The organism is Rhodococcus sp. JCM 9793, assembly GCF_055380405.1.
On sequence record NZ_AP043721.1, the window covers coordinates 1,953,926 to 1,977,680 of the forward strand.

Genomic DNA, 23,755 nt, shown 5'->3' on the forward strand with positions numbered 1-23,755 from the left:
CCTGTACGGTCCGACCGAATTCACCGTGCATGCGACCGAGACAGTGACGGACGGCGACGGGCCCGTGGTGCCGATCGGTTCGCCGGTCTGGAATTCCAGTGGGTATGTGCTCGATGATCGGATGCGGCTGGTCCCCGATGGGGTGCCGGGAGAGTTGTATCTGTCGGGTCGTCAGGTTGCGCGAGGGTACGTGGGTCGCGCTGATCTGACTGCTGATCGCTTCGTGGCCGACCCGTTCGTCGGCGGCGCCCGGATGTACCGGACGGGCGATGTGGTTCGGCGGAATCGTTCCGGTGGGCTGGAGTACATCGGGCGTAGTGACTTCCAGGTGAAGCTGCGCGGTCTGCGCATCGAACTCGGCGAGATCGAATCGGTGCTGCGTCGTGATCCGCAGGTGTCGTCAGCAGCCGTGGTGGTGTGGCGTGATCGGCTCGTCGCGTATGTCGCGGGTATGGATGTGCATGTCGATTCCGTTCGCCGCGCAGTGGCGAGCACGCTGCCGTCGTACATGGTTCCGGATTCGGTTGTTGTGCTGGAGTCATTGCCGCTCAACGCGTCCGGCAAGTTGGATCGCCGGGCATTACCGGAACCGGTGTCGGAGACCCGTGAGTTCCGGGAGCCGGTATCGCTGGCCGAGCAGGCTGTCGCGTCAGTGTTCGCCGAGGTGCTGGGTGTCGAGCAGGTCGGGTTGGACGACGACTTCTTTGCTCTCGGCGGTAACTCACTGATCGCGACACAGGTGGTGTCGCGAGTGGGTGTTGCGCTGAACGCGCGAGTGCCGGTGCGTCAGTTGTTCGAGTCGACGAACGTGGAAGCACTTGCTGCCGCGGTCGAGGCTGTGGCGGGTTCCAGAGGTGTGATCCATCTCGAGCCGCAGCCACGAGGTGAACAAACTCCACTATCTCTGGCGCAGCAGCGGGTGTGGTTCCTGAACCGATTCGATCCGGATTCTGCGGTGAACAATATTCCGGCTGCGATTCGGTTGTCGGGACGTCTCGACGTCGAGGCGTTGCGGGCGGCGGTGGCGGATCTGATGTCGCGACACGAGGTGTTGCGGACGGTCTACCCGGAGGTCGACGGTGTCGGCTACCAGGTTGTGTTGCCGGCTTCTGAGGCTTCGGATCTGTTGTCGGTCGAAACGGTCTCTGAAGATGAGGTGTTCGACGCTGCAGCAGCGCTGGTGGGTGTCGGTTTCGATGTGACGGCCGAGTCGCCGGTTCGGGTGCGGTTGCTCGAGGTGTCCGATACCGAGCATGTGCTGGTTGTGGTTGTGCATCATATTGCGGCCGACGGCTTTTCGATGGGTCCGTTGTCGCGTGATGTGATGTTGGCCTACGCGGCGCGAGTCCAGGGAGATGCGCCTGCGTGGGTGCCGCTCGAGGTGCAGTATGCGGATTACGCGTTGTGGCAGCGTCAGGTCCTCGGCTCTGAGTCGGATCCGACATCGGTGCTGTCGCGTCAGTTGACGTACTGGTCCGAGGCGTTGGCCGGGTTACCGGATGTGCTGGGTTTGCCGTCGGACCGTCCACGTCCGGCGGTGGCCTCGTATCGGGGTGCGTCGCACGAGTTCATCCTCGACGGTGTGCTGAGATCGGCGATCGACGAGTTCGCGCGTGAACACGGTGCCACGCCGTTCATGGTGATCCACGGTGCGCTGTCAGTAGTGCTGGCGCGGTTGTCGGGGACCGATGACATCGCGATCGGTACGCCGGTGGCGGGTCGCGGTGAGCGGGCACTCGATGATCTGATCGGGATGTTCGTCAATACGTTGGTGTTGCGCACACGGATCGACGCGGGCGAGTCGTTCGAGGATCTGTTGTCGCGGGTCAAAGATGTGGATCTCGGTGCGTTCGGGCATGCGGATGTGCCGTTCGAGCGTTTGGTCGAGGCGCTCGATCCGGTTCGGTCGACCGCGTGGAATCCGTTGTTCCAGGTGATGTTGACGTTGCAGAACTTTGCGCCGTCGGAGTTCGAGTTGCCGGGACTGACGTTGTCGGCGGTCGAGGCTGATCTGCAGCTCGCGAAGTTCGATCTTCAGGTGACGATGTCGGAGCGGCCCGACGATGGCGGATTTGCTGTCTCATTCACGTATGCGACGGATCTGTTCGACGAGTCGACGATTGTGTCTGTCGCTGAGCGTTTTACTCGAGTGTTGTCGGCCGTCGTCGAAGACCCGCAGGTGGTTATCGGTGATGTCGATTTCCTGACTGCAGACGAACGTGCTCGGTCGCTGAAATCTGGCAGGGGAGAGCTCGCCCCTGCGTCCGGATTCACTGTTCCTGATCTCATCGGGCAGGGCGTTGGGCGGTCACGCGACGCGGTGGCGATTGTCGGTGTCGACTCGACGCTGCCGTCCGGTGAATTCGGAGACCGGGTCGCGGGTCTTGCGCGCTATCTGATTTCATGTGGTGTCGGGCCGGACTTTCCGGTTGCGGTGGCGATGAGCCGTTCCGTCGAGATGGTCGTCGCGATCCATGCGGTGCTGGCCGCTGGTGGCGCGTATGTGCCGATCGACCCGGAGCAGCCGGACGACCGTATCGCGTATGTGCTCGATATCGCTGATCCACTGCTGGTGTTGAGCTCGTCTGGTGAAGGCATCGATACCGATCGCACCGTCGTGTTCACAGACACTCTCGACGTGTCGGACCAGCCGACCGCCGTGGTGACCGATGCCGATCGTCTCGCGCCGTTGCGCCCCGAAAATGCCGCATATATGTTGTTCACGTCGGGTTCGACGGGCCGGCCGAAGGGTGTGACGGTGTCGCACGGGTCGGTAGTGAACCAACTTCTCTGGATGCAGTCGCAGTTCGGTATCGGCGCATCGGATTCGGTGTTCTTGAAGACTCCGGCGACGTTCGATGCGTCGGTGTGGGAGTTGTTGTTGCCGTTCATGTCCGGTGCTCGGATGGTTGTCGCGACAGCAGATGGCCATCGGGATCCGGTGTATCTGGCGGGTGTGTTGGCCTCGGGTGAGGTGAGTGTCGCGCAGTTCGTGCCGTCGGTGCTCGACGCAGTGCTCGATGAACTGGGCGACTCCACGGATGCGCTTCGGTTGGTGTTCGCCGGTGGTGAGGCGCTGTCGTCGGCGACCACCGAACGTGCCCGGAGGTCGCTCGGCGCGCAGGTGCACAACCTGTACGGGCCGACGGAAGTGACGATGCAGGCGACACACCGAGTTGCCGACGAAGTAGCCGGTCCTCGAGTGTCGATCGGTACGGCCGTGTGGAATACCGATGCGTGGGTGCTCGATGTTCGGATGCAGCCAGTACCGGTCGGTGTGGTCGGCGAGTTGTATCTGTCGGGTGCTCAACTTGCGCGGGGATATGCGGGCCGTGCGCAGTTGACGGCCGAGCGGTTCGTGGCGAATCCGTTCGGTGTTGCTGGTGAGCGGATGTACCGCACGGGGGATCTGGTGCGGTGGAACCGTGCGGGTGAGCTCGAGTATGTGGGTCGTAACGATCAGCAGGTGAAGCTGCGTGGTCAGCGCGTCGAACTCGGTGAGATCGAAGCTGTATTGCGTGGGTCCGAGGGTGTCGTCGCGGGCGCGGTTGCGGTGTGGTCGGATCAGTTGGTCGGGTATGTGGTTCCGGCCGGAGAGACGGATGTTTCAGGTCTGCGCGCTGCGATGTCACGGGTTCTGCCGGGCTACATGGTCCCGTCGCATTTCGTGACGCTCGAGTCGTTGCCGTTCAATGCGTCCGGGAAGGTGGATCGTAAGGCGTTGCCGGAGCCGGTGTTCGAGGCACACGAGTTCCGGGCGCCGGTTACTGCGGCTGAGCACGCGGTGGCGTCGGTGTTTGCTGAGGTGCTGGGTGTCGAGCGGGTGGGTCTTGACGACGACTTCTTTGCACTCGGTGGCAATTCACTGATCGCGACGCGCATCGTCGCGCGGATCGGTGAGGCGCTCGACACGCAGGTTCTGGTGCGGGCGCTGTTCGAGGCGTCGACGGTCGCGGAACTTGCTGCTCGTGCTGAGGCGAGTGCCGGTTCGGGGCGGGCGGCGCCGCTGATTCCACAGTCGCGTCCGGAGCTGGTTCCGTTGTCGCTTGCCCAGCAACGGATGTGGTTCATCAACCGATTCGACCCGGAGTCGGCCGCCTACAACATCCCGATGGCGTTGCGGATGTCTGGTGAACTGGACGTCGACGCGCTGCAGGCTGCGGTGCGCGACGTGATCAACAGGCACGAATCGCTTCGGACTGTATACCCCGAAATCGACGGCGTGGGAATCCAGAAGGTTCTCCCCACGTCAGACATCGATTTGGATCTCACTCCGACTCATCTCACCGAAGCGGATCTGATCACCGTCGTGAGCGACGTGGTGACAGTCGGATTCGACGTCACAGCCGAGGTCCCTTTGAGAGGAAGGCTTTTCCAGCTCGACCGATCCGAGTATGTCGTGGTTTTCGTCGTCCATCACATCTCGGGCGACGGCTTCTCGATGGGGCCGCTGGCGCGTGACGTCATGACTGCATACCTCGCACGGGTTGCAGGTGAAGAACCGTCATGGGCGACCTTGCCGGTGCAGTACGCGGACTACACGTTGTGGCAGCGCGAGGTTCTCGGCTCGGAGGACGATCCACAATCGGTCACAGGACACCAGATCGGATTCTGGAAGCGCGAGCTCGCCGGACTGCCGGATCAGCTGGATCTGCCGGCCGATCGCCCGCGTCCTGCCGTGCAGTCCCTCCGTGGCGCGAGCGTGGACATCTCCATCGATGCCGACCTGCATCGTGGGTTGGCGCAACTCGGTCGCCGGTCGAACGCCACGTTGTTCATGGTGGTGCACACGGCGTGGGCAGCATTCCTTGCGCGGATGACCGGCACCGATGACATCGCGGTCGGTAGCCCCATCGCCGGTCGTTCCGAGCGCGAGTTGGACGACCTGATCGGAATGTTCGTCAACACTCTCGTGTTCCGGACACGGGTGGAACCGGATCAGAGTTTCGCGGAGCTCTTGGAGCGAACGCGCGAGACGGATCTGAACGTCTTTGCAAACGCGGATGTGCCGTTCGAGCGTCTCGTCGAGGTACTCAACCCGGCTCGGTCGACGGCGCGTCATCCGTTGTTCCAGGTGGGATTGTCGTTCCAGAATCTGACTCAGTCCACATTCGAGCTTCCGGGGCTGACGCTGTCGGCAGTGGAGGCCGATACGCATGTCTCGCAGTTCGATCTGCATTTGATCGTGTCGGATCTCTACGACGCCGACGGGACAGAACTCGGCTTGTCCGGCACGATGACGTACGCGACCGACCTGTTCGACGAGGCGACCGCAGCGGGACTTGTCGGGCGTTTCGTTCGGATGCTCGACGCCATCATGTCGGACGCGACGGTTCCGCTCGGCGACATCGAGCTGCTCGAACCGGAAGAGAAGTCCCGGATACTCGAGGGTTGGAACGACACCGCACACGTGGCGGACAGCGTGACGACGTTGGTGGACCTGTTCGAGGAGCAGGTCCGACGCGATCCCGACGCGACGGCCTTGGTGTTCGAGGGTGAGCTGCTGACCTACGGCGAGTTCGATGCGCGTGTCAACCGAGTGGCCCGTCGCCTGATCGCATTCGGTGTGGGGCCGGAGTCGACCGTGGCATTGATGATGCGCCGGTCGGTGGAACTGTTGGTGAGCATGTACGCCGTAGTGAAGGCCGGCGGCGCGTATGTACCGGTAGATCCGGATCAGCCGGATGAGCGCAACGCATACATCCTTGGAGCGGCCGATCCGGTGGTTGTTCTCACCACGGAACGTGATGCAGTGGTTGTTCCCGGAGCAGGCTCTGTCCCCAATCTCGAGATCGACATCGCAGACCTGTCGGAATTCGCAGACACTCCGGTGTCGGACGTGGAGCGACATGCACCTTTGCGGTCGTCGAACACCGCATATCTGATCTTCACATCGGGGTCCACCGGCCGCCCGAAGGGAGTCGCGGTGCCGCACGCAGCGATCGTGAACCAGATGTTGTGGAAGCGGTCGTATTTCGACATCGGCTCTGGCGACGCCGTGCTGCTCAAGACCGTCGCGACGTTCGACCTGTCGGTGTGGGAATTCTGGTCGGCGCTGGTTTCCGGTGGTCGTGTGGTGATCGCGTCTGCCGATGGGCATCGTGATCCGGCGTATCTGAATGCGCTGATTGCCGAGCAGGGCGTAACGACGTTGCATGTGGTGCCGTCGATGCTCGAGGCGTTGCTGGTCGAGTCGTCGGGCGAGTTGTCGTCGTCGTTGCGTCGGGTGTTGGCGATCGGTGAGGCGTTGCCGCCGTCGACGGCGCAGCGGTTCATGGCGTCGAACGAGGCGCGGTTGGTGAACTTGTACGGCCCGACCGAGGCTGCGGTGTCGGTGACCGCGGGTGAGGTGGTGGATCCGTCAGGTGCGTCGGTGTCGATCGGTGTGCCCGAGTGGAACACCCGGGTCTATGTTCTCGACGAGCGGTTGCATCCGGTGCCGGTGGGTGTCGCGGGTGAGTTGTATCTGGCGGGTGTGCAGTTGGCGCGGGGTTATCACGGTCGGGTGGATCTGACCGCGGAGCGTTTCGTTGCGTCGCCGTTTGCGGCGGGGGAGCGGCTGTACCGCACGGGTGATCTTGTGCGGTTCACCGCGGACGGCGAACTGGACTACGTGGGCCGCACCGACTTCCAGGTGAAGGTGCGTGGTTTCCGGATCGAGCTCGGTGAGATCGAGACCGCGCTGCGTGGTGTGGACAGTGTCCGTGACGTGGCGGTTGTTGCTCGAAAGGACGAACGGACCGGTGCGCACTTGGTGGCGTACGTGGTGCCGGAGTCGAGTGTCGAGGGCGATGTGGCCGGGTTCGATGTGGCGGCCGCGAAGGTCGAATTGGCGGCAGGTCTGCCGTCGTACATGGTGCCGTCGGCGTTCGTGGTGCTCGAGTCGTTGCCGTTGAATGTGAACGGCAAGTTGGATCGGAAGGCGTTGCCGGAGCCGGTTTTCGAGGCTCGTGAGTTCCGTGCGCCGGTGTCGCCGGTGGAGGAATCGGTGGCGGCGGTGTTCGCCGAGGTATTGGGCGTCGAGCAGGTGGGTCTGGACGACGACTTCTTCGCGCTCGGCGGTACTTCCCTCGTCGCGACGAAACTCGTCTCGCGTCTGCGTGCAGAGTTGGACACCCAGGTGCCGTTGCAGTGGTTGTTCCAGGCGCCGACCGTCGAAGGCCTTGCCCGATTGATTGCCGAGGGTTCCGGTGCGAGCATGTCGGACGCGCTCCGTCCGGTGCTGCCGCTGCGCACGGAGGGTTCGGGCACACCCGTGTTCTGCGTGCACCCGATCGTCGGGCTGTCGTGGTGCTACACCGGCCTGTCCCAGCAGCTCGATACCGATGTCTACGGTCTGCAGACGCCGGCCGGTATCGAGGCCGACTTCGTACCTGCCACCCTCGACGTCCTTGCCGCACGGTACGTCGAAGAGCTTCGCCGCGTTCAGCCGCACGGGCCGTACCGTCTGCTGGGCTGGTCACTCGGCGGTGTGATCGCCCATGCGATGGCGGTGCAGCTGCAGGCCGCCGGTGAATCGGTGGACCATCTCGTGATGCTCGACAGCTTCGTGGGCGGCTCGTCGGAGCTTCCGACCGACGAACGGGCAACGGTGTCCATGGAAGACCTGCTTGCGGGCTTCGGGTTCGACGGCACCGAGCCGCAGGATGTCGCCGGGCTCGTCGCGACCGTCGCAGAGCTGACCGGTAACTCGGTCGACGACACCGAAGAGATGGTGCAGCGACTGATTGCCACGGCAGAGCACAACTCGATGCTGCTCAGCAGGCACCGGCCGGAGGTGTTCGACGGCGACGTCCTGTACTTCACCGCGGCAGCCGACGGTCGTCGTGGAGCCACGGGTTGGACCGACGCCGTCACCGGCGAGATCCATGATCATTCAGTGCCCGTGACTCATTGGCACATGACGTCACCCGAGGCCCTTGCGGTCGTCGGCCCGACAGTGCGTAGAGTCATCGAACTGCATCCGACTACCGATAAGGGCGAATCCGCTACATGAATAAGAACGTTCTGCGTCGAGCGGTCGTGTGCGCCGCGGTCGCGGTCGCCCTGGCGGTGCCGGCCGTGCCCGCGTCCGCTGCGCCGGCGGCCCACGTGGACAGTACCGAGCAGATCGACGATCGACACACGGACATGTACGTGTACTCGCCGTCGATGGACAGAAACATTCCCCTGCAGGTCATCAAGCCTGCAGATACGTCTGTTCCGCGCCCGACGCTGTACCTGCTCAACGGTGCCGGTGGAGGCGAGGACGGAGCGAACTGGCTCAACCAGACCAAGATCCTCGACTTCCTCGAGGACAAGAACGTCAACGTCGTCATCCCGGCCGAAGGAATGTTCACGTACTACACCGATTGGATCGAGGAAGATCCGGTCGTCGGAGTGGCCAAGTGGCAGACATTCCTGACAGAGGAGTTGCCCCCGGTGATCGACGATGCCCTGGGCACCACGGGTGTCAACGCGATCGCGGGCCTGTCGATGGCGGCGACGTCGGTGCTCTCGCTGGCGATCCATGCTCCGGACCTCTACCGTGGCGTCGCGTCGTACAGCGGGTGCGCGCAGACCAGCGATCCGCTCGGCCAGGCCTACCTGCGGTCGGTGATCGAGGGCATGGGGGAGACCGACGCGACCAACATGTGGGGTCCGTACGACGGTGACGGCTGGGTGGAAAACGACCCTACGGTCAACGCCGAAGGCCTACGCGGTCTATCTCTGTACATCTCCAACGGAACCGGCTTGCCCGGACCGTACGAGGATCCGTCACTTCCGCGGACGCCGCAGGCCCCGCCGCTACTCGATCAGGTCGTCGTCGGTGGCGTCATCGAGGCAGCCACCAACATCTGCACCCACCGACTCCAGGAACGGTTGGAGGAACTCGAGATCCCCGCGACGTTCCACTTCCGACCTGACGGCACCCACTCGTGGGGCTATTGGGAAGACGAGCTTCAGCGTTCCTGGCCGCAGCTCGCGGCATCGATGGAGCTGTGATCGTCGAGTGCGCTCAGCACGAGCTCGGCTGCTGTCGGATCGGCCAATAGACCCAGGTGCCCTGCGGTGCTCGATGGACATACGTCCTGCAGCACGACGTTCGTGACGTTCGGCGCCTCCGCGTATCCGCTGGTGTATGGCACGACTGTCTGGTCATGGCTGGTGAGGATGTTCGTGTAGTCGATCGACGGCTCGAAGATCACGGTGCTCCAGAGTTGTTCCAGGAAAGGTGAACCCGGCAACATGTCGGCGCATGCCGGGCACGCCGCCTCCAATGCGGGTCGGACGGCGTCCGGTGTCTCGGATCCGAACACGTCGGTGCCATGCCACATCGGTGCCAGCGACACGTAGTCGTCGACCTTGTCGGCGCCACCCTGGAACTGCACCCACTGCGACGGGACGAGAGTGCCCTGCGAGTGGCCGACGACATCCACCTTTGCGGCGCCCGTCCGGGCGAGCATTTCGTCGACGAATGCCGCCATCTCGTGCGCGGCCGCGTCGATGGGACCGAGCCCACCGACGGCATCGATCGGCCACGGACCACCGACATCGCCGTACGTGAAGCTGACGACGCAGCGACCCTCGTTCGCAAGAAGCGGTGCGAGAGTCTGCCAGCCGATCTGCTTGTTTCCGCTCGTGTTGTGCACGAGAATGACGGGTTCCTGTGCGGAGGTGCACGGAATGTTCGCTCCCGCAGGTGAGCCACCCGGGTTCGTCAGTTCGACGACGACCCCGTTGTGGTAGTCGTACGGCACGGGAAGCGGATCCTGAGCGAGTGCGGTGGGAGTGATCGCGAGGGCGATGGCCGTCGCTCCGAGCACAGGTAAGGCACGAGAGAACACAGAGACTCATCCTAAATCCGGTCCTCCACATGGGGGCTGTATGGAACTTCTCCACAGGCGGTCGATCCATCCACAGATTCGGGCTGCGACAAGACGTTCGAGGTGTGTGGTCCAACGGGTACGCGACGCTGTTGTGCATGGGACACGAACCACTCATCCATCGCAGAGAAGCGCTCGCGCTCGGCTACACACCGGGGGAGATCCGCGGCTTCGTCTCGACCGGCCGATGGGTGCGGTTGGCTGCCGGAATCTTCCTTCCCCGCCACACCTACGACACTGTCGACGATTACGGCCGCCATCTTTTTCATTCGCTGGCCGTAGTGCAGGTGGCGTCTTCGGACACCGCACTAAAGATGTTTCGGTAATAGGGCGTGTCGTTGCGCGTGATTCGCACCGTGCTGCTTGATCATTGACGAATGGCAGGGAAGAAGACCGGTTCCGGCGAGGAGTCCGACGCCCGGAAAGTCAAGCAACGCGGCACTCGTCGTGATCTCGACGCGTTGCGTGACCGACGGATGCGGGCCGCAGAGATGTTCGCCGCAGGGCGACGCCAGATCGATGTCGCGGTCGAGTTGGAGGTCTCCCAGCAGACCGCCTCACGTTGGCACCGGCAGTGGACCGACGGGGGCAACGAGGCACTTGAAGGAGCAGGTCGGGCAGGACGCCGGCCCCGCCTCGACGACACCCAGATCGAGGTGATCCGAGAGGAACTACTCAAAGGACCCCAAGCCCACGGCTTCGCAACCGGAGTATGGACCCTGGGCCGGGTCGCGATCGTGATCGAGCGACTCACCGGCGTGACCTACGGCCCCACGCAGACGTGGACGATCCTACGAACCCGGCTCGGTTGGAGCCGACAGCGACCCGCACGGCGGGCAGTCGAACGCGACGAGGACGCCATTGTCGCCTGGCGCGAGAACGAGTGGCCGCGGATAAAAAAATAGCGCGGCGTCGAGGTGCGTGGATCTGCTTCCAGGACGAAAGCGGTGTGTCGCTGCTGCCTGTGGTCCGCGCAACCTGGGCGCCGAAAGGCGTGACACCTGTTCTGCATCACCGATTCTCCTGGAAACGCATGTCCATGGCCGGAGTCCTGGCCTATCGACCCGACCGCAGCGAGAGCGCGTTCGTGTTCTCCATGACCGACGGCTCGTACAACACCGACAAGCTCATCGAGTTCCTCACCGAACTCCGCGCCCACTTCGCTGGGGAGCAGGTCATCGTGATCTGGGACGGGCTGATGGCTCACCGGTCTGCAGCGATGAAGGCATGGGTGGCGACCCAGCGCGACTGGCTCCACGTCGAACGGCTCCCTGCCTATGCGCCCGAACTCAACCCGATCGAACAGGTCTGGGGCAATATGAAATCCACCGAGCTGGCCAATCTCTGCCCCGACGTCCTCGACGAAGTCCGTGTGGCGACCGAGGCCGGGCTGGTCCGGATCGGGTCGAACTACGACCTGTGCCACGGCTTCCTCGATCACACCGGGCTTTCCCTGTGACCACCACTAACTCAATTACCGAAACCTCTGTAAGCCACGTGTCGGCTGCGGTGCTCCACGGCTTGCGACCCTGGCGGATATCACTCGACGACGTCCACCTGACCCGGAACCGGCCGAGCGGAAGCAAGAGGTCGCGCGGGAGGGTGATGCACGCGGCGCGTGTGGATGAGTGCGACCTGAGGGAGAAATACGGGGCCCGTGTCCTGGGTGTGGCTCGGACCGTCATCGACCTCGCGGCGTCGGAGCCGCTCGAGCAGGCCGTGGTGCTCGGCGACCAGTCGTTGCGTCAGGGGCTTGTCGACATCGGTGAGCTGGAACATGCTGTCGAGCGAATGGGCAGCCGTCCGGGCCGTCCTCGCGTGTTGCGAGCGGTGCGCTGCATGAGCGATCGAAGCGACAGCGTCGGCGAGTCGCGCAGCCGAGTGCTGATGTCCCGTGAGCAACTGCCCACTCCTCTTACACAGGTCGACGTGTTGGACTCAGCCGGCCGATGGCTGGCACGCGTCGACTTTCTGCTACCTCAACACGGGGTGATAGGCGAGTTCGACGGGCGGATCAAGTATCGGCGCGATGGTGTCGCTACGACCGACGCGGAGGACGTCGTCTATCGGGAGAAGCTGCGTGAGGATCAGCTACGTCACGCGGGCTGGGTGGTGGTGCGGTGGACGTGGGCCGATGTGGAGACGCCCGGTGCGGTCGCGGCGAAGATTCGCGGTGCGATTGCGTTGGCGCAACGGGGGAGCGGTCCGACGGGAACCTTCAAAGTCAGAAGGCTCGCAACGCAAAAGTGAGGCTCGCAATGCTGGTGGCGAACCACCGGCGTTGCGAGCCTCACTTCTTCGTTGCTTACCTACTTGCGGCCGGGAGGCTTGGGGCCACCCTTGATCTGCAGTCCGCCGGCCTTCGCCTTGGGCGGAGCCGGCGCGTCCGACGCGGGCTTGGCCTCGGGCTCGGCGGCGGGCTCAGGTGCAGCTTCCTGCTCGGAAGCACGCTCCGGAGCCGGCTCCGCTGCAGGCGCCGGCGCTGCCTTCTTCGGGCCCGCACCCTTCAGTCCGCTCTTGAGCTGCAATCCACCCGGCTTCGCCTTCGGGATCGCAGTCTCCTTCGGGGCCTCTGCAGCGGGTGCGGCTTCGGTGGGAGCCTCGGCCTCAGGGGCGGTCTCGGGTGCAGGCGCTGCAGCCTTCGGAGCTGCCTTCTTCGCGCCGGGTCCCTTGAGCCCGCTCTTGAGCTGCAGACCACCGGGCTTGGCGGTCGGAGGTGCCGACTCGGCTGCGGGCGCAGCAGCTTCGGTAGCTGCAGCTTCCGGAGCGGGCGCGGCCGGTGCCGCCGCCTTCTTGGCGCCGGGGCCCTTGAGTCCGCCCTTCATCTGCAGTCCGCCGGGCTTGGCCTTCGGGACGGCCGGAGCTTCGGTCGGAGCAGCCTCGGCTGCGGGAGCCGCTGCCGCAGGTGCCGACGCCTTCTTGGCGCCCGGTCCCTTGAGCCCGCCCTTCATCTGCAGACCGCCGGGCTTCGCCTTCGGAGCCTCCGCTGCCTCGGCTGCAGGTGCCGCTGCAGCAGCGGGTGCGGCTGCCTTCTTGGCGCCGGGGCCCTTGAGTCCGCCCTTCATCTGCAGACCGCCGGCCTTCGGAATACCCGTCGTCTTGGGGGCTGCCGGAGCTTCAGCGGCCTCCACAACCTCCTCGACACGCTCTTCCTCGACAGCCTCGGCAACAGCCTCGACCTCGACCTGAGTCTTCGGCTCCTGGATCACCTTGAGGTTCTCCGTGAGCGTCTCCGGCTCGACGCGAGCGATCGACTCGAGCATCAGCTGCGCGACGTCGACGACCTCGACACCCTCGCCCTTGCCCTCTTCCTGACGTGCCGTGACACCGTCGGTGAGCATGACGCGGCAGAACGGGCAGCCGGTCGCGATCTTCTTGGGGTCGGTGCTCAGCGCTTCGTCGACACGGTCGACGTTGATGCGCTTACCGATCCGCTCCTCCATCCACATGCGGGCGCCACCGGCACCACAGCACATGGACCGCTCGCCGTGGCGAGGCATCTCGACGAGCTTCGCACCCGACGCCGCCATGAGCTCACGCGGAGCGTTGTACACCTTGTTGTGGCGACCGAGGAAGCACGGGTCGTGATAGGTGACGTCTTCACCGACCGACGTGACCTGGATCAGCTTCTTCGCCCGCACCAGGCGGTTGAGCAGCTGGGTGTGGTGGACGACTTCGTAGTTGCCGCCGACCTCCGGGTACTCGTTGTTCAGCGCGTTGAAGCAGTGCGCGCAGGTGACGACGATCTTGCGCTTGCTCTGCTCGACACCCTCGAACACTCCGTCGAGGACCTCGATGTTCTGCTGCGCGAGCTGCTGGAACAGGAACTCGTTGCCCGCGCGGCGAGCGGAGTCGCCGGTGCAGGTCTCGTCGGCGCCGAGCACCATGAACTTGGTACCGGCGGTGGCGAGCAGTTCGGCGACGGCCTTCGTCGTCTTCTTGGCGCGGTCCTCGTAGGCGCCGGCGCAGCCGACCCAGAAGAGGTACTCGTAGCCGTCGAAGCTGTCGGTGTCCTGGCCGAACACCGGGATCTCGAAGTCCATCTCGTTGATCCAGTTGAGACGGTCCTTGGAGTTCTGGCCCCAGGGGTTGCCCTTGTTCTCGAGGTTCTTGAACAGACCCGCGAGCTCGGACGGGAAGTCCGACTCGATGAGCACCTGGTAGCGACGCATATCGATGATGTGGTCGACGTGCTCGATGTCCACCGGGCACTGCTCGACGCATGCGCCACAGTTGGTGCAGCTCCACAGCGTCTCGGCGTCGATGACGGGGGTGAGTTCGCCGGCCTCGACGAGCTCGGCCGATTCGCCGACGAGCTTGCGACCCGCCTCGGCACGCGCCGCTTCGGGGATCTTGGCGAGTGCGGCTTCGTCGACATTGCCTTCGCTGTCGACCAGACCGACCTCGTCGCCGCCCATGTCTGTGCGGCCACCGGCCAACAGGTAGGGGGCCTTGGCGTTGCCGTGGTCGCGCAGCGACATGATGAGCAGCTTCGGCGACAGCGGCTTACCGGTGTTCCAGGCGGGGCACTGCGACTGGCAGCGGCCGCACTCGGTGCAGGTGCTGAAGTCCAGCCAGCCCTTCCACGAGAAGTCCTCGATGCGACCGGCACCGAAGGTGTCGGTGTCGGGATCGGCGTTCTCCATGTCGACGGGCTTGCCCTTCGACATCATGGGCTTCGCGGCGCCGAGGGCGACTCCGCCGTCGTCCTCACGCTTGAAATAGATGTTGAAGAACGCAGCAAAACGGTGCCATGCGACACCCCACGTGATGTTGCGGCCGACCACGTAGAGCCAGATCATGCCCGACATCAGCTTCACGAACGCGAAGATCGCGACCATCGTCGTGCTCGCGGGCAGCAGCTTGGCGAGGTTCATCGTGAAGAAGTCGGTCGACATGTGGCCGCCGCCGTAGGTGGCGATCTTCCCGGCCTTCACGAAGATCATGCCGAGGCCCTCGATGAGGACGACTGCCTCGACGAAGTAGGCGGCCTTGAAATCGGAGCCGGTGAAGCGCGACATACGACCGGGCTGACGAGGGTGATTCAGCTGGCGAATGATGATCAGCGTGACGATGCCGATCACCGTGCCGAGGCCGAGGATCTCGTCGATGAAGTGGTAGACCGCGGTGCCACCGATGAGAGGCCAGTGGAACTCGGGGTCGAAGGTCTGTCCGTATGCCTCGAACCAGACGATGGCGCCGAGGAGGAAGCCGACCATGACGAGCCAGTGAGCCCAGCCGACGGTCCGGAACTTGTTCATTCTCGTGTGCGCGAGGAACTCGACGACCATCTGCTTGAAGCGCGGGAAGAAGGGGCGCCAGCGATCCGGGGCCGGTTGGCCGATCCGGATCGCGCTGACCATCTTCCATGCGCCGCCGATGAAGGAGTACCAGCACACGAGGCTGAGCAGCACGCCGATCGTGCCCAACGTGATCGTCAGGGCATTCATACGTGGCCTTTCGTGTCGGGGGCGGACAGCCCGCCTGGTATAAGCCTCAGCATCGTAACGCACGCTAAGCTACCCGCCAGTAACTTAACTGCAGTTACCCGTGAGTAATCAATCGATTCGCTGATGAGGCCAGTGCGGCAGCCAACTTATAGTCGGGCATTTCGCCAATTCGAGCCAGGATGCCCTAACCGCTCCATAAGGAATGTGTGACGTGTGAGTAGTTTCGGACACGATTCGGCATCTATCAGGGGATACCCGGATAACAAATTGCTGTGAGGTCGGTTATGATTCTGTGCCGGACGTGACTTTCGGACAAATAGAACGTCGTCGGGGGTTCGGAAGTCTCACGCTTACAGGAAAATTGGGGGCGTCCTCAGGGCGTGCGCCATGTCACAGAACGGAAACACATGAAGCTCAGGAAGCTTGCCGCCGTGGCGACGATGACCATCGCCGCTATGGGGATCACGGCCGGAACCTCCTACGCGGCCCCGGCGGCCCAGGACGAGATCAACTACGAGTCGCATGTCGATGGTCAGTCTGTCGTCACCGTCATCGACGCGGGCGCATTCCAGGTCTCGGGCGACGGTCAGAGCGTCGAGCTGCAGGACAACGCGGGCAACACCGTCGTCAGCCTGCCGCTCGCGGTTCAGCTCGGCGACATCCAGCTGCCGTTCGCGCGCGAGATCAGCGAGGACGGCAAGACCCTCACGCTGACCCCGTCGACCGACCTGTCGCAGGCAACCCCCGTTGCCCCCGAGGACAAGGTCGTCCCGGGCATCACGCCGGTCGCTCTCAAGGTGACCGACGTTGCTTCGCCCGATGAGAACCTCAAGGCTCAGCAGAACTTCGCGTCGCAGCTCGGTATTGCGACTGCTGTCGGCGGCCTGACCGGCACGATCATCGGTGCCATCATCGGTACGTTCGTGATGCCTGCGGTCGGCACTGTTGCGGGTGCGGGTATCGGCGGCGTCATCGGCACTATCGTCGTTGGCGGCCCGACTCTGGCTATTGCAGGAATCGGCCTGATCCAGACGCTTACGGCACCCCCGGGAACCACGGTGTACGCGAACTGATTTTCAGTCGACGAACGGCCTCGCCATCCAATGGATGGCGAGGCCGTTCGACGTTCAACGTCAGCTCATCCAGAGCAACCGGACCAAGAGGTTGATCCAACCCGCTACTAAATCGGCGCTACCCGTAACAGATCCGAACATCTTCGTGTGTCCTCCCTATTGTTCGCCGCCGATGCGGAACCATTCCCGTCATCGTTCGTTTCGCGGCCGAACGAGATTTCCGGAGCGTATCCCGCTTCGATCTTGATGCCGCGTCGACACTCCGCGCCCCATCCCGACGTCGCATCCCGTCCCGCTCCCACGGCTCGGAAACGGCGGGCCACGCTGTAGACGCAGCCGGTCGCGGCAGAATGCAACAGTGCCCGCCTTCCGTGTGGAAGGCGGGCACTGTGGTGCTCACGCGGTTGCGTCGCGAGGACTAGCCGGTGCGGATCGTCAGGCCCGGGTTCTCGGCGAGGATCGAGTTGATCGGAGTCGCGAACAGTTCGGGGGATTCACCCAGCAGGCCGCTGACGAGAGTGGCGATCTCGCACATGCCGTATTGGCCGACGTTCGAGGCGCTCGAGATGCCCATGGCAAGGGTGCCGGTGACGAGCGTGCCGCCACTGTCGCCCTGGAGCGCGCACAGGTTGGTGGAGAAGCCGTTCTGCAGGATGCGATGGCCGATCTCGACGTTCTGGCTCGCCGCGGTCACGACGCCGCAGCTGTAGCCGGTACGCAGACCGGACTTGCACACGGGTGTTCCGACGATGGGATCGGCGGTACCGGTGATCGGCAGGGGAGCAGCACCCGGGACGCGGACACCGTTGTTCTCGAACCGGCCTTCGGCTTCTCCGGTCGGGCGGATGATCGCGTAGTCGCTGTCGTCTAGGCTGGTCTTCTCGAACTTGCCGAGGTGCTGACCGAGCGTCTCACCGTTCAGCTGGTACACATCGGACGCCCACTGGGTGCCGGCCTGAGCGCGGTTCGGGTCGCAGTGCCCGGCGGTGATGTTGACGGGGCCGCGACGGTCCTCGGCGTTGAAGCCGAGCGAGCAGCGCAGGCCCGTTCCCTGTCCGAGTGATGCGTATGCGTCGCCACCGAGCAGTGCGTCGGGTGCGGCGTTCCCTGCGACGGGATGTAGATCTGCGGCAGGCTGCGGGGTGAGCTCGGTGGGAGCGAACAGCACCCGCACACCCGAGAGGAAATCGGGCAGCTCCACTCCAGCGACGTTCTCGGCGCGCACGATGACGTCGTTGTTGATGACGTCGATGGCGACACCGCGAACCACATCGGCGATGGCCGGCGGCTGTGTCTCGAGCCAGTCGTTGAGCGCCTTCAACTCGTCGTTGAGGGCGCTCTCGCTGTCCTCGGTCCGCTGCACCGCGAACCCTGCGTCCTCAGCGGACGTGCGGGCCTCGTCGAACTGCTCACCGTCCGCGAGTCCGACAGTGGCTGTGCCCTGATCGTCGAGCCACACGCCTGCGAACACGGACGCGAACTGCTCGCGTGCCGTCTCCGCGAACCGTGCGAGGTCCTGGCTGCGCGCGGCGTCCTGAAGGAACCGCTCAGGGCTGATCTGTAGGTCTCGATTCAACGCTTCGACGAGTTCGGCGGGCAGGTCCGTGGTCTGGACGGGAGCCGGGTCGGCCTGGGCCACCAGCGCTGCAGGTCCGATGAGGAGCGCAGCGGCTGTGCCGAGGACGGCTGCCCGACGTGCGAAGGAGCGTCGCATGGATACCTTTCTCAGTGACCTCCACGCGTGACGTGGAGATGCCGATCGGAGCGGATCGGCGACACGATCATATGGGCTGATATCGGCAACCCGGGCGGACGCCCTGGTTACCAGTGTGTCGCATGTGACTTCTGTGATTATTCAGGCGAGGATGCCGTGCGCACGCGGGTTCCGGTGGCGTCTGCGATGTCGCCGACCGGGATCCCGAGGCTCGACGTCCCGCCGGTGGTGGCGAGCACGAGGTTGGCCTCGACGCAGTCGGGTGCACCGGCACTGTTCGATCCCGAGATCACACCGAGGGCGAGAGTGCCCGTGACGATCGCGCCGCCACTGTCACCCGACAGGGTGCATGCGGTGGTCGCGAAGCCGCGAACAGTGCTCGCGCTGCCGTTGGCGTACAAGAGCTGGGTCTCGACGTGGTCGGCGGCGACCACACCGCACGTGAACGACGACGACTGTCCGGACTTGCACACGGGGGCGCCCACCACGGGACGTGCGGTACCGGTGACCGTCAGAGTCGAACCGTTTCCGCCGCGCACCGTCGGGCGGTCGAGACCTGCGTCGACACCCGCATCGTTGAGCGAGATGATGCCGTAGTCGAGGTTGCTGTCGGTGCCTGCCGTCGAGCTCGTGAACGAGCCGATCTGTACGCTCTCGTCGATGTTCCCGCGGTTGGGCAGGTACACGGTGGATCCGCCGTCTTCACGGGCCACGGCGTCGCAGTGGCCGGCGGTGATGTTGACGGGATCACCGTTCGCGTCGACACCGTTGAACCCGAACGAGCAGATGCCGATGCGCTCGAGCGGTGTGTCGCGCACGTTGCCGTCGGCGGTGATGTAGGTGTCGCCGCCGAGCGGGGACGGGTCGTTGGAGGGCATGCCGGGCGTCAGCTGCACCTGGATGTTCGCGATGAGCGAGGGCAGGTTCAGCGCGCGGCCGAGAGGCGAGTTGACGATGTCGACGACGATCTGGTTGTTGAGCACATCGATCGACGTGTTGTTGACCTGCGACGACACCTCGCGCGGCAGTGCAGCGACCCAGCGGTTGAGTTCTGCGAGGGCCTGTTCGAGACCATCGGCCGAGATGGGTGCGACCGTGGCCTGGTAGCCGTCCTGCTCGGCCTGCCGTGCTGCGTCACGGTTGGTGACGGCGACGACGGGATTCCCGTCGTCGCTCATCCATGCTCCGGCGAAGTCGGAGGGGCGCTCGGCGCGGAAGTCGCGCGCGTAGCTGTTCAGTTCCTGGGCGCGAGCCGCGCGTTCGAGGTACTGCTCGGGGGTGAGCCCGAGATCGCGCTGCACGGCCTCGACGAGTTCCGGCGGAAGGTCGGGCGTCTGGTCCGCGGGAGCGGCGTTCGCGGTTGCGGTCAGCGGTCCGATCAGCAGCACCGCTGATGCCGCGATTGTGGCGGCACGACGGATGGTGGTACGGACTGCGGCGCGCGACGCCGACGAGTGACGCATGAAGGCCTTTCATAATCGGTCGATCTTGTGTCTGAACTGGTGTTTTGCAAATCCTGGCCGTGAGGTCCGTGTGGTCCTCGGATAGCGTACGGCACCGGCCGTTGATCTTGAATAGGCCGGAAGCACCGATTCGGCTAGATCTCTTCCGGCACCGTGGTGGTGGCCTCTTCGGAGGGAGCTGCCGTCGTCTCGGTCGGATCGGGCCCGTCGGTGGGGTCCGGCTCGGTCGTTGTGGTCGGCGCCGGTGACGACTGTGACGGCGAACTCGAGCCACCGCCGGAGCCGCCCGAACCGATGCTCGGCTCGTTCGGCGGGTTACGGCGCGACCAACCGGTGCTGCTGCTCGTCGGCGCAGTGGTGGACGAGGTGTTCTTCTCCGTGGTCGCAGACGACTCGGTGTTCGAGGTCTCCGCCTCGAACTGTGTCTGAGGGACGTCCGTTGCCGCGTACCCCGGCGCCGTGTACTCGGCCTCTTCGATTTCAGCGGTCGTCGAGGTCTCGGAGGTTTCCGAGGTTGTGGGTTTCGCCGACGTCGATCGCGGCTCGGACTGCGTGCCCGTGGGGAAGATCGCGCTCGGCGCGGTCGTCGTGATCGGCGGGTTCGCGCTCGCAGTGGAGGTGTCGCGCAGTGTGAAGACGAGCACGCCGACGCCGACTATCAATGCGACTGCCGCGGCTGCGGCCCAGACACCGATCTTCGGCTTCTTGTCGGGATCGGTGTCGGTCGCCGGATGCGCGGTGTCGACCGGGCCCACCTTTCCGGGGGTCGTCGCGTTCGTGGAGGCAGCGCCCCTGCCGGCATTTGCTGGTGTGGCCGTGGCGGCAGCGGTGGGCGTGACCTTGGCGATCACCGTGGTGGTCTCGGGATCCAGATCGGCGCGCTTCGGGCCGGTCGGCCGGGTGGCGGGAAGTACCTGTGTCGATCCGAGGAGATCCACCGACCCTGCCGCGGCAGCGAGCGCCGCGCCACGAACCATCGTCTGGTGGGGGTCGGGCGCAAGTGCACATCGCACACCGAGGCCGGCCTTGATGGACTGGGTGACGATCTGCGCGGCGCTGGTGTCGACCGTTTCGTCGAGGGTCACGACGATGGCGTCGAGATTGGTCACGAGCCAGCCGAACGCTCCGAGCGCCGTCGACAACTGCGCGGAGACGGACGGGGCGTCACCTTCGGCGAAGCGGAACGCCTTACCCGCGACGACACCGGAGCGGACGAGTGTGACGGTCGATCCATGCGGGTCGATGTGGTAGACCGCGACGAGGCGGCCGGTCTGGTGTGCCACCTGCGACTCGAACCACGCGGCAGCGGCCTCGGCATCGGAGATGAGGGACACGTGTCGCAAACCCACGTAGTCGAGGGCGTTGCGGAGCAGCGCGACGGTCGACGGTGGCCAATCGGTGGGGTGGGACGCCACGACGGTGTAGTTCTCGTCGCCGATCATGGACCCGGCGTCGGCGATGAGGCATTCCATCGCGGTCGCCACGAGATCTTCCGCGCGGGACAGCGCACCGTCGTTGGCACGGACACCGTTGGAACGTCCCAGCCGGTCGACGAAGTCGGTGAACGAGCTCGTGTTGCCGTCGGCGACGTGGTGTTCGCCCAGTGTGGCGGTGCCGTCGGAATGCAGATGCACTGCACTGCGCCGCTCGATGGGTTCCGGGTCGGGTCGTCCGGGGGAGGGGGACGTGACGGCAACCGACGACACGGTCGTGCCGACCCTCAGGCCTACGCCTACGGACATGCCGAAGTTCCCCCATTCTGGTAGGTCGTGTCACATCGCCGAACATCGACGCCGTACCCCATCGCTCGAAGCATGGAGAGCAGCTCGGAGCGGGTTCCGGCGCCGAGGCGACGACGGATCCGGGCGACATGATGTTCCACGGTCTTCGCGGAAATGTACAGGCGATTCCCTACCTCGCGGTAGGTGAGTCCCGAAACGACGAGGTCGGCAACCTCTGCCTCGCGTTCGGACAGCGGTCCCCTGGTGGTCCGGTCGTCGGATGCGTTCCTTCCGGGGGCCGCTTCGCGAACAGAGTCGGGTGGTGAAGGCGTTGAATCGGAGGTCTGCCGCACCGTGCGTGCGAATTGCAGGAGTGCCGTCGCTGTCGATGTGTCGGACGCCCGGAGCGCGCCTTCGCTCGCCAGCCGCGCGCCGTCCCACGGTAGTCCGATCGTGGCCAGCGCTTGCGCGGCGTCTCGGATCCGGACCGCGTCGACGTCGCCCTGGAGCACGGTGAGCCACGCATGTCCCGCGCGGGCGAGCGCTGCTGCATACGACGATGCTTCGGCGGCTGCGGCGAGGGCTCGTGCATGTGGGACAAGGTCGGCGGGGTGGTTCGCTGTGATCGCGGCTTGGACCCCGTACCAGTGCAGTGCCGCGCCCCACAGCGGAGGTTCACCGAGCGCGGCGAGCAGATCATGCGCCTGCGTCACCAGGTGCGCGATCCGATCGGAGTCGCCCGCGCGCACACCGGCCAGCCACAACTCGCCGAGCGGGAGCAGACCGAAGAGATCCACGGAGTACGCGGCGACCACCTCCTGCGCAGCAGCCCATTCGGTGAGCAGCGAACCGAGGTCGCCGGTGCGGCGTGCGAGTCCGACGCGCAGGCCGTGCAGGAACAGCCGGTCGCGTGCATGTACGACGTTCGGCGTCACCTCGGCCACCGTGGCGGTCGCGGCAGACATGTCACCCCCGAGCAGCGACGCCCACGCCGTGAGAAGCCGGTGGCGCACGGTGGGGTTGTGAGCCAGGACGACCCGGGCATGGGAGAGTTCGCCCGCGTGCAGACACAAGAGTGCAGTGACCGCCTCGATGCTGTCGGGTTGCACCGGCCCCGGCAGGGTTCCCCGGGTGGCGAGCGCGCGGGTGAGGCCGTTCATCGCGATCCGTCCGTCGCCACCCACCGATTCCCGGAGTCCCGCCTCGAACAATTGCGCGGCCGCCGCCGACGACGTGGGCGCACCGGGCTCGGCAGCGCGGAGCAAGGCGGCCGCGTCGGGGCGCCCGGCAGCGAGGAGGACCGACGCCCCGATCGGTGCGTCGGGACCTGCCCTGTCGGGCCCGAGCCATTCGTACAGGTCGGCACTGCGGCCGAGCATGCCCCGCTGTGCGGCGGCGGTCGCGGCGATGCGGACGGCGGCCCGCACATCGGTGACGGTCCGCGACGCCGCGTCCTCGAGGATTCGGTCGGTCAATCGCTCGGCGGTCGTGAGATCGCCGAGGGCGACCGCCGCCTCTGCGCGTCGGTTCGCGAGTGTGTCGGGGTCTGCGCCCGCCTCGACCGCAGTGTCGAGCAGCACCGCGGCGGCGGTGGCATCGGCAGAGTTCGACTGCGCAACCAGATAGTCGGCGAGCGCGGATTCGGTGATGCCCGTGGAGGTGAGTCGCACGGCGAGATCGACGGTGAGCGTGCTGTCGCGTGCGCGTACAGCGAGCAGTGCCCGGGCGAGTGCACGAACCGCGTGAGCTCCCAGTACGGCGGCGGGCGCACCGGCAGCACCGGGAAGGAGGGCGTCGTGGCCGACGAGAAGACCGCTGGCATGTGCCGCATCGACTGTGTCGCGGGCCTGCTCGGGTTCGGTCGCGAGGACGGCGGCGAGTTCGGTGGCATCGAGTGCAATTCCGAGGTCGGCGAGCGCGAGTACTGCAGCGAGTTTCGGGTCGGTCGCGATACGTTCACGGACCCGCTCCGCGACCGCCTGCCGGGGATCTGCCCCCGACTGCAATGCCGACAACGCCGCCTCGGTGAGATCGGGCACACCACCGGTGAGACGGTGCACCGCCTGGATGATGTCGGGCGGCCGGCTGTCTCCGAGTGCGGAGGCGCGACCGGCGATCTCGCGAGGACTCCACGGTCGCAGTTCGACGAGTGCTGAACGGGCAGTGAACGCCGAGGCCAGCGCACGCAGATCGGCGCGGTGTGTGCGCGGCTGCGTCGCGACGACGAGCGCGTGCGCGCCGCCCTGCGCGAGCGCCGCGAGGTCGTGCACGGAGTCGGCGGGCAGGGTATGTGCGTCGTCGACTATCCGCGCGGATCCGATCAGGTCGGTCTCGCACAGGGTGGCGAGCATCTCCGACTTGCCGGTCCCCGCCCCACCGACGAGTAGCAGCAGCGGCGGATCGGCTGCGAGCGCATGCGCGACCGAACGCGGGACGGGGCGGGAACGCCCGGGAAGTGACGGCATCGG

14 protein-coding genes (1 of these 14 only partly in view) are annotated in these 23,755 nt (G+C 65.3%); 7 read left to right on the top strand and 7 right to left on the bottom strand.

Features of this window, described 5'->3' with window-relative positions; translation table 11 throughout:
* Both ACZ46K_RS11195 and ACZ46K_RS11200 read left to right on the top strand, forming a co-directional pair.
* Nucleotides 1-7,996, top strand: partial view of a non-ribosomal peptide synthase/polyketide synthase gene (locus tag ACZ46K_RS11195; protein ID WP_464748244.1) — the 3' portion only. The gene continues 25,499 nt to the left of window position 1, outside the view; only the last 7,996 of its 33,495 coding nucleotides appear in the window; the start codon falls outside the window, past its left edge; its stop codon occupies nt 7,994-7,996.
* Nucleotides 7,993-8,985 (top strand): alpha/beta hydrolase, encoded by a 993-nt coding sequence (locus ACZ46K_RS11200; protein WP_464748246.1) that lies wholly within the window; start codon nt 7,993-7,995, stop codon nt 8,983-8,985. Before ACZ46K_RS11195 ends, ACZ46K_RS11200 begins: the two co-directional genes overlap by 4 nt.
* Here the strand turns inward: ACZ46K_RS11200 and ACZ46K_RS11205 are convergent.
* On the bottom strand, nt 8,943-9,827 hold the full coding sequence (locus ACZ46K_RS11205) for an esterase/lipase family protein (protein WP_464748247.1): 885 nt from the start codon (nt 9,825-9,827) through the stop codon (nt 8,943-8,945). The two genes, ACZ46K_RS11200 and ACZ46K_RS11205, sit on opposite strands and share 43 nt — an antisense overlap.
* Before the next feature lie 137 nt (nt 9,828-9,964).
* On the opposite strand from ACZ46K_RS11205, the gene ACZ46K_RS11210 reads away from it, so the two are divergent.
* Genes ACZ46K_RS11210 through ACZ46K_RS11220 form a run of 3 tightly spaced genes read left to right on the top strand, consistent with a single transcriptional unit; the run spans nt 9,965 to nt 11,325 of the window.
* A complete protein-coding gene (locus tag ACZ46K_RS11210) occupies nt 9,965-10,192 on the top strand; it encodes a hypothetical protein (RefSeq protein ID WP_464748250.1) in 228 nt (75 codons plus the stop codon).
* A gap of 51 nt (nt 10,193-10,243) precedes the next feature.
* A complete protein-coding gene (locus ACZ46K_RS11215; protein WP_464743397.1) occupies nt 10,244-10,771 on the top strand; it encodes a winged helix-turn-helix domain-containing protein in 528 nt (175 codons plus the stop codon).
* Nucleotides 10,750-11,325, top strand: coding sequence for an IS630 family transposase (locus tag ACZ46K_RS11220; RefSeq protein ID WP_464743395.1), 576 nt, complete (start codon nt 10,750-10,752; stop codon nt 11,323-11,325). Before ACZ46K_RS11215 ends, ACZ46K_RS11220 begins: the two co-directional genes overlap by 22 nt.
* An 80-nt stretch (nt 11,326-11,405) precedes the next feature.
* Here the strand turns inward: ACZ46K_RS11220 and ACZ46K_RS11225 are convergent, their stop codons facing one another.
* On the bottom strand, nt 11,406-11,645 hold the full coding sequence (locus ACZ46K_RS11225; RefSeq protein ID WP_464748253.1) for a hypothetical protein: 240 nt from the start codon (nt 11,643-11,645) through the stop codon (nt 11,406-11,408).
* A gap of 60 nt (nt 11,646-11,705) precedes the next feature.
* Here ACZ46K_RS11225 and ACZ46K_RS11230 point away from each other — a divergent pair, with 60 nt between their 5' ends.
* Complete coding sequence (locus tag ACZ46K_RS11230; RefSeq protein ID WP_464748255.1) at nt 11,706-12,116, top strand: hypothetical protein; 411 nt, start codon at nt 11,706-11,708, stop codon at nt 12,114-12,116.
* Between the two features lie 59 nt (nt 12,117-12,175).
* Here the strand turns inward: ACZ46K_RS11230 and ACZ46K_RS11235 are convergent, their stop codons facing one another.
* Nucleotides 12,176-15,316 (bottom strand): (Fe-S)-binding protein, encoded by a 3,141-nt coding sequence (locus ACZ46K_RS11235; RefSeq protein WP_464748257.1) that lies wholly within the window; start codon nt 15,314-15,316, stop codon nt 12,176-12,178.
* A 407-nt stretch (nt 15,317-15,723) separates the two neighbouring features.
* Here ACZ46K_RS11235 and ACZ46K_RS11240 point away from each other — a divergent pair, with 407 nt between their 5' ends.
* On the top strand, nt 15,724-16,389 hold the full coding sequence (locus ACZ46K_RS11240) for a DUF8020 domain-containing protein (protein ID WP_054806939.1): 666 nt from the start codon (nt 15,724-15,726) through the stop codon (nt 16,387-16,389).
* A 418-nt stretch (nt 16,390-16,807) separates the two neighbouring features.
* Here ACZ46K_RS11240 and ACZ46K_RS11245 read toward each other — a convergent pair whose 3' ends face one another.
* The 4 genes from ACZ46K_RS11245 to ACZ46K_RS11260 form a co-directional block, all read right to left on the bottom strand.
* The gene (locus ACZ46K_RS11245; RefSeq protein ID WP_464748259.1) at nt 16,808-18,103 is read right to left on the bottom strand and encodes a S1 family peptidase; all 1,296 of its coding nucleotides are present in this window, start codon (nt 18,101-18,103) and stop codon (nt 16,808-16,810) included.
* Nucleotides 18,104-18,240: 137 nt separating this feature from the next.
* A complete protein-coding gene (locus ACZ46K_RS11250; RefSeq protein ID WP_054810371.1) occupies nt 18,241-19,566 on the bottom strand; it encodes a S1 family peptidase in 1,326 nt (441 codons plus the stop codon).
* Nucleotides 19,567-19,700: 134 nt separating this feature from the next.
* Nucleotides 19,701-21,308, bottom strand: coding sequence for a DUF7159 family protein (locus ACZ46K_RS11255; RefSeq protein WP_464748261.1), 1,608 nt, complete (start codon nt 21,306-21,308; stop codon nt 19,701-19,703).
* Nucleotides 21,299-23,752, bottom strand: a complete 2,454-nt coding sequence (locus ACZ46K_RS11260; protein ID WP_464748263.1) for a LuxR C-terminal-related transcriptional regulator — start codon at nt 23,750-23,752, stop codon at nt 21,299-21,301. Before ACZ46K_RS11260 ends, ACZ46K_RS11255 begins: the two co-directional genes overlap by 10 nt.
* Nucleotides 23,753-23,755: the final 3 nt, after the last annotated feature.